A 13,303-nucleotide genomic window follows, 5' to 3' on the forward strand; every position below is an offset into this window, starting at 1 on the left:
ACTCGGCCGCCCCGCCCGGCCGAGCGACCACATCAAGCCGATGTCGACGCCGGTCAGGCCTGCACCTCCACCAAGTTCGCTGCGACATGGCGGCCCAGCGCTCGTCTCTCGACCACCAGGAACAGCCAGTTCAGAACGTTCCCCAGAACCCCCACCAACACGATCCAAGCCCACACAGCCGACAGATCGAAGCTCTGGCTGGCGAACAGGAACTGATAACCGATCCCGTTCGTGGCGCCGACCAGCTCCGAGATCACCATCAGCACCAGCGACAGCCCGAGCGCGATCCGCATGCCCGAGAAGATCTTGGGGAGCGACGCCGGGAGGATCACCACGAACAGCAGCCGTAGCCGTCGGGTTCCGAACGCCCTGGCCGTGTCGACCATGATCGGGTCCACCGACTGCGCGCCCTGGACTGTGTTCAGCAGCACCGGCCACACCACGCCGAAGACTATCGTGGCCAGCTGGACCGGGGTGCCGATCTTGAACAGCACGAGGAACACCGGCAGGAGCGCCGGCGCCGGGAGCGCTCGGCCGAAGTTGATCACCGCGTCCGCGTAGTCGAGGCCCGCTCGGGAGCGGCCCAGCACCAGACCGAGAACCACGCCCGCCGCGCTGCCGATGAGCCAGCCGGTCAGGAGGCGGCCCAGGCTGGGCATGATGTTCTCGATCGCCGGCTTGGTCAGGAACAGGTGGCTCGGCGGGCCGGCGAACCACAGTTCGTGCATCTTCCCGGCTATCTCGACCGGGGTCGGGAAGTACGCGTCGTCGAAGTACGCGGTCAGGGCCTGCCACACGACCACACCGATGACGAACACCGCCCACCGCTGGAGGACACCCCTCATCGCGGCTCCCCCGGCGCCCACACGACGAACTTCCGTTGCAGCGCAGCGAACGCGCTGTTGCTCAGGTATCCGACGAGTCCGGCGAGCACCGCCCCCGCCAGCACGACGTCCAAGTGGCCGCTCTCCTCTCCGTACCGGATGAGGTAGACCCCGATACCACGGTCGCCACCGAACACCAGCTCTGTCGAAACCACCACCAGCAACGCGAACGTCGACGCGATGCGCAGGCTCGTGATCGCGAACGGCACCACGTCAGGCAGCTTGACCCACAGGAGCACCGACAGCCGGCCGAGGCCGAAGGTTCGCGCCGTTTCGATGTAGCCTTGCTCGACCTCGCCGAGCGCGTAGACGATGTTGAACACGATCGGCCATATCGCCGCGTACGCCGCGAGCGTGATCTTCGTTCCCGGTCCGTCCGCGAGGATGATGTAAAACAGCGGCCACCACATGATCGCCGGGATCGGGCGCAGGAACTCGATCACCGCGCCCGCCGCCGTGCGCACCACCGGAATGCTGCCGAGCAGCAGGCCGCCGGGGACCGCGACCAGCACCGCGACGCCCAGCGCGATCAGCCACGCGAGGAGCGTCGCGACCAGGTCGAGCTGGAACTCGCGCTCGCCGAGCATCCGGACCAGCGCGACGACGACTTCGGACGGCGGCGGGAAGTACTCCCGCGCGATCACGCCGGAGCGGCTGAACCCCTCCCACGCGAGGAGGAGCACAGCCACCCCGGCGAGACGGCGGAGGAACCGGCGCATGACCTACGACGCCGGCGCCTGGTAGATCATCGGACCGACGTCGAACTTCTGCTTGAGGTCACCGTAGGTCAGCATCAGGTCGGCGACCTTCTGCAGCCGGGCCTGGTCGACCGCGGCCGGGAAGACACCGACGCCGGCCGCGTTCGCGACACCCGGCTCGATCTTGGCGTAGTCCTGCAGGGTCTTCCGGACCGTCGGCTCGTCGGCCAGGTCGCCCTGCCCCTTGGCCATCGCGCGGGCGAACGCGGCGGTCGTCTTCGGGTCGTTCTTGACGAAGTCCGCCGGCGCGACGTAGCCGCTGATCGAGAAGTCCGCGACCGGCCCGGTCGCCCGGTCGACCACCACCTTGGCGCCGAGCTGCTGCTTGGCCATGGTCAGGTTCGGCTCCTGCAGCGACATGACGTCGATCTGCCCGGTCTGCAGGGCGTTGAGCGCGTTCGCGGTCGGGATGACCTTGAACTGGACGCCGCCGGGGTCGACCCCGGCGGCCTTGATGACCGCCTTGCTGGTGAGCGTCACGTTGCCGACCAGCGCGTTGACGCCGACCGACTTGCCCGGCAGGTCCTTCGGCGAGCTGATCGGCGACTGCGGCATCGCGACCAGCGCGGTCATCCCCGGCTTGGCCTGCAGGCCGTCCGCGACCGTCCGCAGGTCGACCGTCCCCTCGGACTGGGCCGCGATGAACGACGTCCAGTTGCCGAAGGCGAAGTCCAGCTCCCCCGTCTTGAGCTTGGGCACCGCCTCAGTGGCGCTCTTGATGGTGACCAGCTCGACCTGCAGGCCTTCGGCGCCGAAGTAACCCGCGCTGCGTGCCCGCTCGAAGCCGGCGATGTCGATCAGCTGCGGGATGATGCCGACCTTGACGGTGGCCTTCTCGACCTTGTTGTTGCTGCCGGCGTTGTCGTCCGACCCGCCGAGCAGGCCGCATCCGCCCAGCGCGGCGACCGCGGAAACGACGGCTGCGGCGGTGATCCACCGCCGGAATGTGTTCATGGGACCCCTCCCTCGATGACGGGAAGGGAGACTACCGGTTCATTGTCGTCCAACTGGGCGGCAAGGGGAAAATAAGTGACGGGCAGGTGGGGGAAGTCCTCTCACCGGATTGCGTGGGGAGACAACGATGACCAAACCGGACGAACTGCGCCCCGAGAACCGGATCGGCGCGGTGCTCGTCAGCTCGCGTTCGCTCGATGAATACCGCCGGATGTTCGCCCTCACCGACGCCGACCTCGCCGGGCGGATCCTTGACTGCCCCGGCGGCGCGGCCAGCCTGACCGCGGAGGTCAACGCGGCCGGCGGGACGACGCTGGCGTGCGACCCGGTTTACGAGCGCCCGGTCGAGCAGGTCCGGGAGGCCGCGCTCGAGAGCCTGCGCCGCGGGTACGCCTACCACCAGGCCAACCCGGACGAGTACGTGTGGACGTACTTCCGCGACCCGGGCCATTATCTGGAGTCGCGGACCCGCTCGGTGGAGCTGTTCGAGGCCGACCGCGCCGCGCACCCGGAGAACTACCTCCGGGCCGCGCTGCCCGCACTGCCGTTCCCGGACGGGGAGTTCGACCTGGTCCTGAGTTCCCACCTGCTGTTCAGCTACGCCGACCGGCTCGACCGCGCGTTCCACGTGGCCAGCCTGCGCGAGCTGGCGAGGATCGGCCGCGAGGTCCGTGTGTTCCCCCTGGTGCCGATGGGCCTGGCCGAGAACCCGGAGCTGGCGCCGGTCCGCGCCGAGCTGGCGGCGGCCGGGCTGCACACGGCCGTCCGGCCCGTGGACTACGAGTTCCAGCGCGGCGGCGACGCCATGATGACGATCAGCCGGGCCACCCCCGAGTGATGTTCCGTTACACGCATTGACCGTAACCCAACTCGCGACTAACTTGGCTGATGGCGGAGACCACCAACGAAAGCGCTGACGTCATGTCCGAGATCATCGCGGGAGTGGAAGTTCCCGAGACCGCGGCCGTCGCCGAGGCGACCCGGCTCGTCCAGGCCACGACCAGCCCTCTCCTCTACCACCACTCCCGGCGGGTCTACTTCTTCAGCCGGCTCCACGCGCGCCGGCTCGAGGTGGCACCCGATCCCGAGCTGCTGTACCTCGCCGCGATGTTCCACGACTCCGGTCTCCTGACGCCGTTTTCGGCGGCGGAACAGCGGTTCGAGGTCGACGGCGCCGACCACGGGCGCAAGTTCCTGCTCGACCACGGCTTCTCCGCCGCGGCCGCCGAAACCGTCTGGACGGCCATCGCGCTGCACACGACCCCGGGCGTTCCCGGCCGCATGGGGCCGGAGATCGCCACCACGCATTTCGGGGTGCTGACCGACATCCTCGGCTTCGGACTGGACGGAATGGACACCGCACAGGTGGCCGAAATCGTCGCCGCACACCCCCGCGGCGACTTCAAGAACGCGTTCCTCGGCACCTACCTCGACGGCCTGAAGAACCGCCCGGAGACGGCCAACGGCACCGTCAACGCCGACGTCCTCGAGCACTTCGTCCCCGGGTTCCGCCGCACCACCACCGTCGAACGCATCCTCGGCTCCGCCTGGCCGAGCTGACGCGCCCGGCCCGGTGAAGACCATCCCGAAAGGACCACCATGCAAGCCATCACCGCACGAGACCGTGACGCCGGTGTCGGCGGGCTCACCCTGACCGATCTGCCGCACCCGCACGCCGCCGAGAACGACGTCGTCGTGCAGGTCCACGCCGCCGGCTTCACGCCCGGCGAACTCGGCTGGCCCGCCACCTGGACCGACCGCGCGGGCCACGACCGGACGCCGAGCGTGCCCGGGCACGAGCTGGCCGGAGTGGTCGTCGAACTCGGGTACGGCACCACCGGTCTCACCATCGGCCAGCGGGTGTTCGGCCTCGGCGACTGGGCCCGCGACGGCTCCCTCGCCGAGTACACCGCCGTGGAGGCCCGCAACCTCGCGCCGCTGCCCGCCGACATCGACTACGCCGTCGCCGCGGCGCTGCCGGTCTCGGGGCTGACGGCGTGGCAGGCCCTGGTCGACCACGCCGGGCTCACGACCGGGCAGACCGTCCTGATCCACGGCGCGGCCGGCGGGGTCGGCTCGATCGCCGTCCAGCTCGCGCGCGAGCTCGGCGCCCGGGTCGTCGGCACCGGCCGGGCCGCCGACCGCGACGTCGTGCTGGAGCTCGGCGCCCACTCCTTCGCCGACCTGACCGCCGATCCCTGGTCCGGGATCGGCGAGGTCGACGTGGTCCTGGACGTCATCGGCGGTGACGTGCTCGAGCGCTCCGCCGCGCTGGTGCGCCCGGGCGGCACCGTCGTGACCATCGCGGAGCCGACCTCCGTGCGGCCCAAGGACGGGCGCACCGTCTTCTTCGTCGTCGAGCCCGACCGCGCGCGGCTGGCGGACCTCGCCCAGCGGGTGCGGGACGGTCGCCTGCGGCCCCTCGTCGGCGACGTGCGCCCGCTCGCCGAAACGGCCGACGCGTTCACCCGTCGCCGCCGCACTCCCGGCAAGACGATCATCCAGGTGTTGTCAGACTGACTCCGCCGGGAAGCCGCCGACCCCGTTCTCGGCCAGGTCGAAGGCCTGGTTGATGAACCCGACCTGCTCCTTCCGGACGACCTCCGGCTCGTCGCCGGCCATGATGCGGCTCATCGCGTGCGTGAAGATCGTCGTGATCGCCGTGGTCACCAGGCCGGCGACCATCCGGGAGCGGAAGGCGTCCCCGGTCTCCTTCTTGAACACCTCCGCCAGCGCGTCGGCGATCTCGCGCTCCTGCTCGTACCAGCGCGCCGTCAAGGCCGGGCTCGAGGTGAGCACCCACCAGAACCCGGGGCCGCCGGCGATGGCGCCCGACAGCGGGTGCCCGGCGGCCAGCAGCTCCTGCTGGTGGTTTCGCAGCGCGGCCACGACCGAGGTGCCCGCAGGGCGGGAAGTCACGGCCGCCACGAGGTCGGCCAGGCGGTCGGCGTGGCGGTCGAGGAACAGGTCTTCCTTGCGCGGGAAGTAGTTGAACACGGTCATCTTCGAGACGCCGGCCGCTTCGGCGACCTCCGCGACCGTCACCTCGTCGAAGCCGCGGTGGATGAACAGACCCGTCGCCACGTCCGCGATCAGCTGGCGGGTGGCCCGTTTTTTCCGTTCGCGCAGTCCGTCGTCCGCCATGAGCCGAGAGTATAGACTGATCATAAAGTTTGACTCGGTAAAAGTTTGTCGGCATCATCGGAGCCATGAACAGGGATGTGGTGATCTCCGGGGGCGGACCGGTCGGGCTGATGCTCGCCTGCGAACTGCGGCTCCACGGCGTCGACGTGCTCGTGGTCGAACGGCTGCCCGAACCGGACCAGACGATCAAGGCGGGGTCGATCAACCTGCCGACGGCCGAGGCGTTCTACCGCCGCGGCATGCTGCCCGCGCTCGACGAGAACGTGCGGCAGAACTTCGAACGGATCCAGGAGTTCCTCAAGTCGCGCGGCGGGGGCGGGGACGGGCCGAAGCCCGCGATGCCCGTCGGGCACTTCGCCGGGATCATGGTCGGCGCGGGCGGGGTCCACTTCGACGACCCCGACTTCCGCGACGTCGGGCCCGCGGCCCGGGTCGTCGTGATCCAGCAGCAGGCCGTCGAGGCGATCCTCGGCGAACGCGCGAAGGAGCTGGGGGTCGAGGTCCGGCGCGGCGCCGAGGTGACCGGCTTCGACGCCGACGACGAGGGTGTGACCGTCCGGATCGGGGACGAAGAGGTACGCGCGGGCTGGCTCGTCGGCTGCGACGGGGGTCGCAGCTTCGTCCGCAAGCAGGCCGGCTTCGCGTTCCCGGGCACCGACCCCGCCATCACCGGACGGCAGGCGATGGTCGAGCTCACCGGCGCCGACGGGCTGCCCGGCGGCTGGCAGCACGGCACCGGCGGCCTCTACGTCCACGGGCCGATGCCGGGGCGGATCCTCACCGTCGAGTTCGACGGCCCGCCCGCCGACCGCGACGCGCCGATCACCGCGCAGGAGCTGGAAGAAAGCTTCCGGCGGGTGTCCGGCGCGGACGTCCGGGTGACGAAGGTGCACAGCGCGACCCGCTTCACCGACAACGCCCGCCAGGCGGCGACCTACCGCCAGGGCCGCGTCCTGCTGGCCGGCGACGCGGCGCACGTCCACTCGCCGTTCGGCGGGCAAGGGCTCAACCTCGGTGTCGGGGACGCCGTCAACCTCGGCTGGAAGCTCGCCGCGACGATCCGCGGCTGGGTGCCCGACGGCCTGCTCGACAGCTACACCACCGAGCGGCACCCCATCGGCGAGTGGGTGCTGGAGTGGACCCGGGCGCAGGTCGCGCTGATGCGCACCGACACCCGGACCCGGGCGCTGCGCCAGGTCGTCACCGATCTCCTGCACACCGACGACGGCGCGACGTACCTGGCGAAGAAGCTCTCCGGCGTGCTGCACCGCTACCCGATCGAGGGCGAGCACGACCTCACCGGCCGCGGGGCGCCCGACTTCGCGTTCGCCGACGGCACCCGGCTCGGCGAGCACCTCCAGGACGGCCAGGCGCTCCTGCTGGACCTCGCCGAAAGCGCCGACGTCCGTGACACGGCTTCCGCGTGGGCCGGGCGCGTCCGGGTGCTGAGCGTGAAGTGCGAGAGCGAGCCGTCCCTCACCGGGGTGCTGGTCCGGCCGGACGGGCACATCGCCTGGGCTCGGGAGGACGGCACGACCGCGGGACTGGCGGACGCGCTGCACCGGTGGTTCGGCGAGCCCGCCTGACTTCCCTCCGAGGGGCGCGGAGGCGCCGACAACACCGTCGGCGCCTCCGTGCTCGCAGTGATTCAGCGCGGGATCGCGTCAACCACGGGGAGCACGGCGAAGACCACCAGCACGTAGGAGGTGAACAGCCACTCCTTGACCAGCAGCTCGAACGTCGCCTTTTCGCCGATCGGCTCGACCACGCAGCGCAGGCCGAAGAGCGCCCGGCCGAGCGTGGCGCCCCACCACCACTGCAGCAGGACCCGGTGGGCGAACGACACCACCGCGTACGTCGCGATCGCCGTGAGCAGGAACGGGAAGCCCAGCCGCGAGGCGACCACGAGGGCCGCCGTGAGGTGCAGCGCGAGGTCGAGCACGATCGCCCACATCTGCTGCCACCGGGCGGGCTCGCCGTGGCCGCGGCGGCGTACGACCGACAGCGAGAGGTCTTCGTCGGCCCGCGGTTTTGTGTCCATGCCTGCTTCACGCGCGAACCCCGCGAACGGTTGTCATCCCTGTGCGGCCAGCTGCACGGCGACGTCGATGATCATGTCCTCCTGGCCGCCGACCAACGCGAGCTCGCCGCAGCGGCGGAGGATCGCCTGCGCCGGGACGCCGTAGCGCTCGGCCGCGCGCTCGGCGTGCAGCAGGAAGCTCGAGTAGACCCCGGCCCAGCCCTGCACGATCGCGTTGCGGTCCATCTTCGGCCAGCGCTGCAGGTACGGGCGGACGACCTCCTCGGCCGCGTCGAGCAACGTGCCGACGTCGAGGCCGGTCGAGATCTCCAGCCGGTCGAACACCGCCGCGAGGACTTCGGTCGGCGAGTTCCCGGCCCCCGCGCCGAGCGCGCAGAGCGACCCGTCGATGTAGCGGACGCCGGCTTCGTGGGCGAGCACGGAGTTCGCGACGCCGAGGCTCAGGTTCTGGTGGCCGTGGTAGCCGACCCACGCCGTGTCACCGACTTCGGCGACCAGCGCTTCGAACCGCGCGCGGGCTTCGTGCATCAGCAGCGCGCCGGCGGAGTCCGTCACGTACGCTGCCTGGCAGCCCGCGTCGACCATGATCCGGGCCTGTTTCGCGAGGTCCTCCGGCGGCGTCCGGTGCGCCATCATGAGGAACCCGGCCGTCTCCATCCCCAGCTCCCGCGCGAGCCCGAAGTGCTGCGGCGAGACGTCGGCCTCCGTGCAGTGGGTCGCCACGCGGACCATCTCCGCGCCCGCGTCGAACGCGCGCCGGAGGTCTTCGGCGGTGCCGATTCCCGGCACGAGCAGCACGGCGATCTTCGCCTGCTTCGCTTCTTCGCGCGCCGCGGCGATCAGCTTCAGCTCGTCGACGGCGGAGAACCCGTAGGTGAACGACGAACCGCCGAGGCCGTCGCCGTGGGTCACCTCGATCACCTCGACGCCGGCGCGGTCGAGCGCGCGCACCGTGTCGCGCACCTGCTGCTCGGTGAAGCGGTGCGCCATCGCGTGGCTGCCGTCGCGCAGGGTCGTGTCGACGATCCGGACGTCGTGCTTCAGCTCCGGGCGGGTCATGCCGGCACCTCCTGCTTGGCGCGGGCCATCAGCTCGCCGACACGGGCGGCCGCGGCGGTCATGATGTCGAGGTTCCCGGCGTATTCGGGCAGGTAGTCGCCGTTGCCGCGGACCTCGAGGAAGATCCCGACCCGCGCGTGGCCGTCCCATTCCTCGCGCGCGTCGTCGAACTGCGGATCGGCGCGGAGCGAGTAGCCGGGCACGTACTTTCTGACTTCGTCCGCCATTTCGTGGATCGACGCGGTGATCGCGTCGCGGTCGGCGTCGAGCCCGATCGCGCAGAACACCGTGTCCCGCATGATCATCGGCGGTTCCACCGGGTTGAGGATGATGATCGCCTTGCCGCGATCGGCACCCCCGATCTCGGCGACGGCACCGGACGTCGTGCGCGTGAACTCGTCGATGTTCGCGCGGGTTCCGGGGCCCGCGCCGCGCGAAGCCACCGAGGCGACGATCTCCGCGTACGGCACCGGCGTCACCCGGGAAACCGCGTGCACCATGGGAATGGTGGCCTGGCCGCCGCAGGTGATCATCGAAACGTTGGGCGCGTCGAGGTGCGCGCCGAGGTTCACCGGCGGGCACACCATCGGGCCGAGGTGCGCCGGGGTCAGGTCGATGGCCTGGATGCCGGCTTCGGCGTACCGCGGCGCGTTCGCGGCGTGGGCCTTCGCCGACGTCGCCTCGAACACCAGCTCCGGCAGGGGGTCCTGGCGCAACAGCCAGTCGACCCCCTCGGCGGACGCCGCGATCCCCTGCGCACGGGCGCGGTCGAGCCCGTCGGACTCGACCACCCCGACCACGTAACCGACTTCGAGTACCTCACTGCGTCGCAGCTTCGCCAGCAAATCGGTGCCGATGTTGCCGGGGCCGACGATCGCCGCCTTCACGGGAGCCATGCCCCGACCGTCGCACCGCGGCCGGGTGTCGGGACAGCGGGGTGTTCCGACCAGCGGAACGTCGGTGACCGCATGCCTCCCGCCGGTTTGATCGACTCGGGATCGGGGCAGCTTGGACGCGTACCGACCGAGGAGGTCCGATGGCCGAGCGAAACCACTGGCACGTCATCCCGAGGACGGCCCCGCTGTGCTGGCTCAGCCTGGCGGCGGGAGTGCTCCTGCTGGTGTCGAGCATCATCACGTTGACGACGGCGGCGAACGTGCCGGTGCTGGCCGTGGTCGTGGCGGTGCTGGCGGTGGTGTTGATGGCGCTGGCCGGGGTTGGGCTGGCGCGGCCGGACCTGCGGGGCCGCTGACCGTCAGGGACGCCGGCAGCGCTGGGTCGCCTCGTCCCAGGTGCCGCCGCTGTCGAGGCAGCCGGTGAACTCGAGCTGCCCGTCGATCCACGCCTTGTGCTCGGCGCAGACTTCGTACTTCACCTCGTCGCCGTCCCGGCACTGGTAGCCGTACCGGGGCGGCTTCCGGTTCGGTGTCTTGCGGACCGGCGCCTTCTTCGTGGCGGCCGGGGCGGGCGCCACCGTGGTGGCCGGGGTGCTAGGCGGCTGCGTCTCGGTGACGGTCACGACCGGCGTCGGCTCGATCGTCAGCACCGACTCGGTGGTGACCGGAACGACCGGGGCACGGGAAGCCGGCGGGGTCGCACCGCACGCCGCCGTCACCACACCCGCGACGAGCAGCACTCCCAACCACGACGTTTTCATCAGCGCACCTCGGTGACATCTCACTGTCCGACCATGGTTCAGTCGCCGGGCGTACGCCGGGAATTACCGGTTCGCGCGCATCGTCCTCGGATCGCAACTCGGAAGCGCGGCTCAGCGGGGACGACGGCGGGTCGTGGTGCTCCGGCGCGGAGTGGTCGGCTTCTTCGTCGTCGCCGTGGGGGTGTGCGCGCGGGTCTGGGTCGTCCCGGGTGTCGTCGCCACCGGGGAGTCCGTTGTGGCTGAGTCCGTTGTGGCCGGTGCGGTGGTCGTGATCGGCGTGGTTGTGGTCGGCGGTACCACCTGGCCGCTGCCCGACCGCGCGCCCGTGCAGGCCGTCGCCACCAAGGCGACCGCCAGAACCGGACCACACCACCACATTCGCACCTTCGGGACGCTAGCAGCGCCGGGCGCGCAAAACCGGCGAACGGCAAAACCGGAGCGGGCCCGCCCCGACCCGGGGACGGGCCCGCTCTTCAGTCCAGCACCTCGGTGACGGTCCCAGCCGCCACCGTCAGGCGGCCTTCGCGCATCGCGAAACCCAGACCCGGGCTCATCGGCACCGGCAGCGCCAGCTCCACCGTCAGCGACGCCGCGGGCGCCAGCCCCACCACGCCGACCACGTCACTGGTGCGGAAGTGGAACTGCGGCCGGTAGTTCGCCGCGAACGGCGTGCGGCGGCCGCCTTCCGCCGTCGACAGCACGTGGACCTCCGCGCGGAAACGCGTGTGGGGCCGGATGGTGCCCGGCAGGCAGACCACCTGGCAGCGCCGGACCTCGCCGCGCTTCACTCCGCGCAGCAGCACCGCCGCGTTGTCGCCCGCCTCGGCTCGGTCCATCGGCTTGCCGAACGTCTCCATCCCGGTGGCCACAGTGGACACCGCCGGGCCGAGGCCGACCACCTCGACCGCGTCGCCGGCCGACAGCACGCCCTGCTCGACCGCGCCGGTCACGACCGTGCCGCGGCCGGTGATCGTCAGGACGTTCTCGATCGGCATCAGGAACGGCAGGTCGAGCCGGCGTGGCGGGACCGGCACGTGCTCGTCGACGGCCGCGAGCAGGTCGAGGACCCGCTGGGTCCACACCGGGTCGCCCGCCAGCGCGCGCAGCCCGGACACGCGGACCACCGGGACCCGGTCACCGTCGAACCCGTAGCGGGTCAGCAGCTCCCGGACCTCGAGCTCGACCAGGTCGACGTGGGCGATGGTGATCGTGATACCGCGCTCGATCTCCTCCGGCGCGCGGTCGATGCGGTCGAAGGCGACGTAGTGGTTGGCGCCGCCCTGCTCGGCGAGCACCTTGGTGATGGCCGCGGTGAGCGTGGTCTTGCCGTGGTCGACGTGGCCCATCGTGCCGATGTTGAGGTGCGGCTTGGTCCGCACGTACTGCTGCTGGTCATGACTTTTCCCTGTGCTGACAGGTGGATGCGCGGAAACCGGGCGAGCGCGTCGACCCTCCCCCGGCGGTTCCGCGGCAGGACAGGGGGAATCGGGGAAGGGTCAGCTGCGAGCGCCGGTGGACACAACCGGGAACAGCCGTGCCGAACGGGCGCTCGGCAGGGACAGGCCTGCGAGCGTCGCGCGATCGGACACGGGGAACATGCCGGAAAGAGTGCCACGGCGGCGGCCGCCGTGGCACCGGGTTTTGCTAGGAGCGCGGCCGCATCACGAGCGCGGCGACGTGGTACTCGCACGGGTCGTCACCGCGGTTGACGTAGGAATGCGTTACGTCGGCGGGGAAGTAGACCGAATCGCCCGCGTGCAGCACGTACTCGTCCGATCCCACACCGAGGTGCAACGTGCCCGCCGCGACCGCGACGAACTCGTGGGAACCCGGGGCGTACGCGGGAAACGTGCCCGCGTCGACGCGCGGCGGCAGCGTCGTGCGGATCCATTCGAAGTTGACGCCGGGGACTACCGGCGTCAGCACCGTGCGGTGCCAGCCGCCCGGCTCGGCGACGTGCTCCTGCGCGGCCGCGCGACGGAGGATCACCCGGTCCGTCTCGAGGTCGGCCAGCAGCCGCGAAAGCGACAGCCCGAGGCCGTCCGCGATCCGCGACAGCACCACGACCGTCGGCGTCTTCTCACCGCGTTCGATGGCCGACAACATGCTGACACTGACCCCGGCCGCCTTCGCCAGGGCGCTCAGCGCCAGCGCCCGGTCGGCGCGCAGGTCGCGCAGGCGGCGGCCGAGGGCACCAGGATCGATCATTCCTCTATAATACAGGTCATGTCCACTATAGAGGCGGTGACCGAGGCCGACGCCGAGGGCATCGCGGCGGTCTTCGCGCCGTACGTCACCGACTCGGTCGTCACCTTCGAGACCACCCCGCCGACCCCGGCGCAGTGGCGCGCGAAGATCCGGGCGAGCGAGCTGCCGTTCCTCGTGCTGGCGAACGGAACCGACGTCCTGGGGTACGCGCTGGCCACGCCGTGGCGGCCGAAACCGGCGTACCGGTTCTCGGTGGAGACGACGATCTACCTCGCGCCCGGCGCCACCGGCCGCGGACACGGCCGGCGCCTGCTCGACGAGCTGCTGAAGCACTGCGGTGAAGCCGGGGCGCGGCAGGCGATCGCCGTGGTCGTCGACTCCGGCAGCCCCGCGTCCCGGAACCTGCACCGCGCGGCCGGGTTCACCGACGCCGGTGTGCTGCGCCGCGTCGGGTTCAAGCACGGCCGCTGGCTCGACACCGTCCTGATGCAGCGCGAGCTCGGCTAGGGAGTGTCCTGTAAGTGATCTAGCTGCGGTCCGGTTGAATTGCGGCGTGGTTGGTCGGGGTGAGTTGACGGAGAAGGCGTGGGCGGTGATC

16 protein-coding genes are annotated in these 13,303 nt (G+C 70.9%); 6 read left to right on the forward strand and 10 right to left on the reverse strand.

All coding sequences use genetic code 11. The features are described 5' to 3' along the window. Positions 1 to 53 precede the first annotated feature (53 nt). From ACZ61C_RS44150 to ACZ61C_RS44160, 3 genes are read right to left on the reverse strand one after another with little or no spacing between them, the layout of a single operon-like run. Positions 54 to 845: an ABC transporter permease gene (locus ACZ61C_RS44150; protein WP_465313943.1), complete on the reverse strand. Its 792-nt coding sequence runs from the start codon at positions 843 to 845 to the stop codon at positions 54 to 56. After that, a complete protein-coding gene (locus ACZ61C_RS44155) occupies positions 842 to 1,573 on the reverse strand; it encodes an ABC transporter permease (RefSeq protein ID WP_465313944.1) in 732 nt (243 codons plus the stop codon). Before ACZ61C_RS44155 ends, ACZ61C_RS44150 begins: the two co-directional genes overlap by 4 nt. 33 nt (positions 1,574 to 1,606) lie before the next feature. Continuing rightward, a complete protein-coding gene (locus ACZ61C_RS44160) occupies positions 1,607 to 2,596 on the reverse strand; it encodes an ABC transporter substrate-binding protein (RefSeq protein ID WP_465313945.1) in 990 nt (329 codons plus the stop codon). Between the two features lie 127 nt (positions 2,597 to 2,723). Here ACZ61C_RS44160 and ACZ61C_RS44165 point away from each other — a divergent pair, with 127 nt between their 5' ends. The 3 genes from ACZ61C_RS44165 to ACZ61C_RS44175 are packed head-to-tail and all read left to right on the forward strand — an operon-like array spanning position 2,724 to position 5,116. Further along, positions 2,724 to 3,434: a methyltransferase domain-containing protein gene (locus ACZ61C_RS44165; RefSeq protein ID WP_465313946.1), complete on the forward strand. Its 711-nt coding sequence runs from the start codon at positions 2,724 to 2,726 to the stop codon at positions 3,432 to 3,434. A 50-nt stretch (positions 3,435 to 3,484) separates the two neighbouring features. Continuing rightward, entirely contained in the window at positions 3,485 to 4,156 is a 672-nt protein-coding gene (locus ACZ61C_RS44170; RefSeq protein WP_465313947.1) for an HD domain-containing protein, read from the forward strand. A gap of 39 nt (positions 4,157 to 4,195) precedes the next feature. Beyond that, positions 4,196 to 5,116, forward strand: a complete 921-nt coding sequence (locus tag ACZ61C_RS44175) for an NADP-dependent oxidoreductase (RefSeq protein ID WP_465313948.1) — start codon at positions 4,196 to 4,198, stop codon at positions 5,114 to 5,116. On the opposite strand, the gene ACZ61C_RS44180 is transcribed toward ACZ61C_RS44175, so the two are convergent. Then, positions 5,108 to 5,740: a TetR/AcrR family transcriptional regulator gene (locus ACZ61C_RS44180; RefSeq protein ID WP_465313949.1), complete on the reverse strand. Its 633-nt coding sequence runs from the start codon at positions 5,738 to 5,740 to the stop codon at positions 5,108 to 5,110. The genes ACZ61C_RS44175 and ACZ61C_RS44180 overlap by 9 nt on opposite strands. Before the next feature lie 65 nt (positions 5,741 to 5,805). Here ACZ61C_RS44180 and ACZ61C_RS44185 point away from each other — a divergent pair, with 65 nt between their 5' ends. Beyond that, positions 5,806 to 7,326, forward strand: a complete 1,521-nt coding sequence (locus ACZ61C_RS44185) for an FAD-dependent monooxygenase (protein WP_465313950.1) — start codon at positions 5,806 to 5,808, stop codon at positions 7,324 to 7,326. Positions 7,327 to 7,388: 62 nt separating this feature from the next. Here the strand turns inward: ACZ61C_RS44185 and ACZ61C_RS44190 are convergent, their stop codons facing one another. From ACZ61C_RS44190 to ACZ61C_RS44200, 3 genes are read right to left on the reverse strand one after another with little or no spacing between them, the layout of a single operon-like run. Next, complete coding sequence (locus ACZ61C_RS44190) at positions 7,389 to 7,781, reverse strand: RDD family protein (protein WP_465313951.1); 393 nt, start codon at positions 7,779 to 7,781, stop codon at positions 7,389 to 7,391. 33 nt (positions 7,782 to 7,814) lie between these two features. Continuing rightward, positions 7,815 to 8,840 (reverse strand): 4-hydroxy-2-oxovalerate aldolase, encoded by a 1,026-nt coding sequence (gene dmpG / locus ACZ61C_RS44195; RefSeq protein WP_465313952.1) that lies wholly within the window; start codon positions 8,838 to 8,840, stop codon positions 7,815 to 7,817. Next, positions 8,837 to 9,736: an acetaldehyde dehydrogenase (acetylating) gene (locus ACZ61C_RS44200; protein WP_465313953.1), complete on the reverse strand. Its 900-nt coding sequence runs from the start codon at positions 9,734 to 9,736 to the stop codon at positions 8,837 to 8,839. Before ACZ61C_RS44200 ends, dmpG begins: the two co-directional genes overlap by 4 nt. A 140-nt stretch (positions 9,737 to 9,876) precedes the next feature. Between ACZ61C_RS44200 and ACZ61C_RS44205 the strand changes: the two genes are divergently transcribed. Next, the gene (locus tag ACZ61C_RS44205) at positions 9,877 to 10,092 is read left to right on the forward strand and encodes a hypothetical protein (RefSeq protein ID WP_465313954.1); all 216 of its coding nucleotides are present in this window, start codon (positions 9,877 to 9,879) and stop codon (positions 10,090 to 10,092) included. A 3-nt stretch (positions 10,093 to 10,095) separates the two neighbouring features. On the opposite strand, the gene ACZ61C_RS44210 is transcribed toward ACZ61C_RS44205, so the two are convergent. From ACZ61C_RS44210 to ACZ61C_RS44220, 3 genes are all read right to left on the reverse strand, one after another. Further along, positions 10,096 to 10,497 (reverse strand): hypothetical protein, encoded by a 402-nt coding sequence (locus tag ACZ61C_RS44210; RefSeq protein WP_465313955.1) that lies wholly within the window; start codon positions 10,495 to 10,497, stop codon positions 10,096 to 10,098. Between the two features lie 473 nt (positions 10,498 to 10,970). Next, positions 10,971 to 11,876, reverse strand: coding sequence for an EF-Tu C-terminal domain-related protein (locus ACZ61C_RS44215; RefSeq protein WP_465313956.1), 906 nt, complete (start codon positions 11,874 to 11,876; stop codon positions 10,971 to 10,973). A gap of 265 nt (positions 11,877 to 12,141) precedes the next feature. Further along, positions 12,142 to 12,705 carry a helix-turn-helix domain-containing protein gene (locus ACZ61C_RS44220; protein ID WP_465313957.1) on the reverse strand — a complete coding sequence of 188 codons (564 nt, stop codon included), beginning with the start codon at positions 12,703 to 12,705 and terminating at the stop codon, positions 12,142 to 12,144. A gap of 18 nt (positions 12,706 to 12,723) precedes the next feature. Between ACZ61C_RS44220 and ACZ61C_RS44225 the strand changes: the two genes are divergently transcribed. After that, complete coding sequence (locus ACZ61C_RS44225) at positions 12,724 to 13,212, forward strand: GNAT family N-acetyltransferase (RefSeq protein ID WP_465313958.1); 489 nt, start codon at positions 12,724 to 12,726, stop codon at positions 13,210 to 13,212. The last annotated feature ends 91 nt before the right edge of the window (positions 13,213 to 13,303 follow it).

The sequence above is a fragment of the Amycolatopsis sp. NPDC104587 genome, assembly GCF_055583645.1.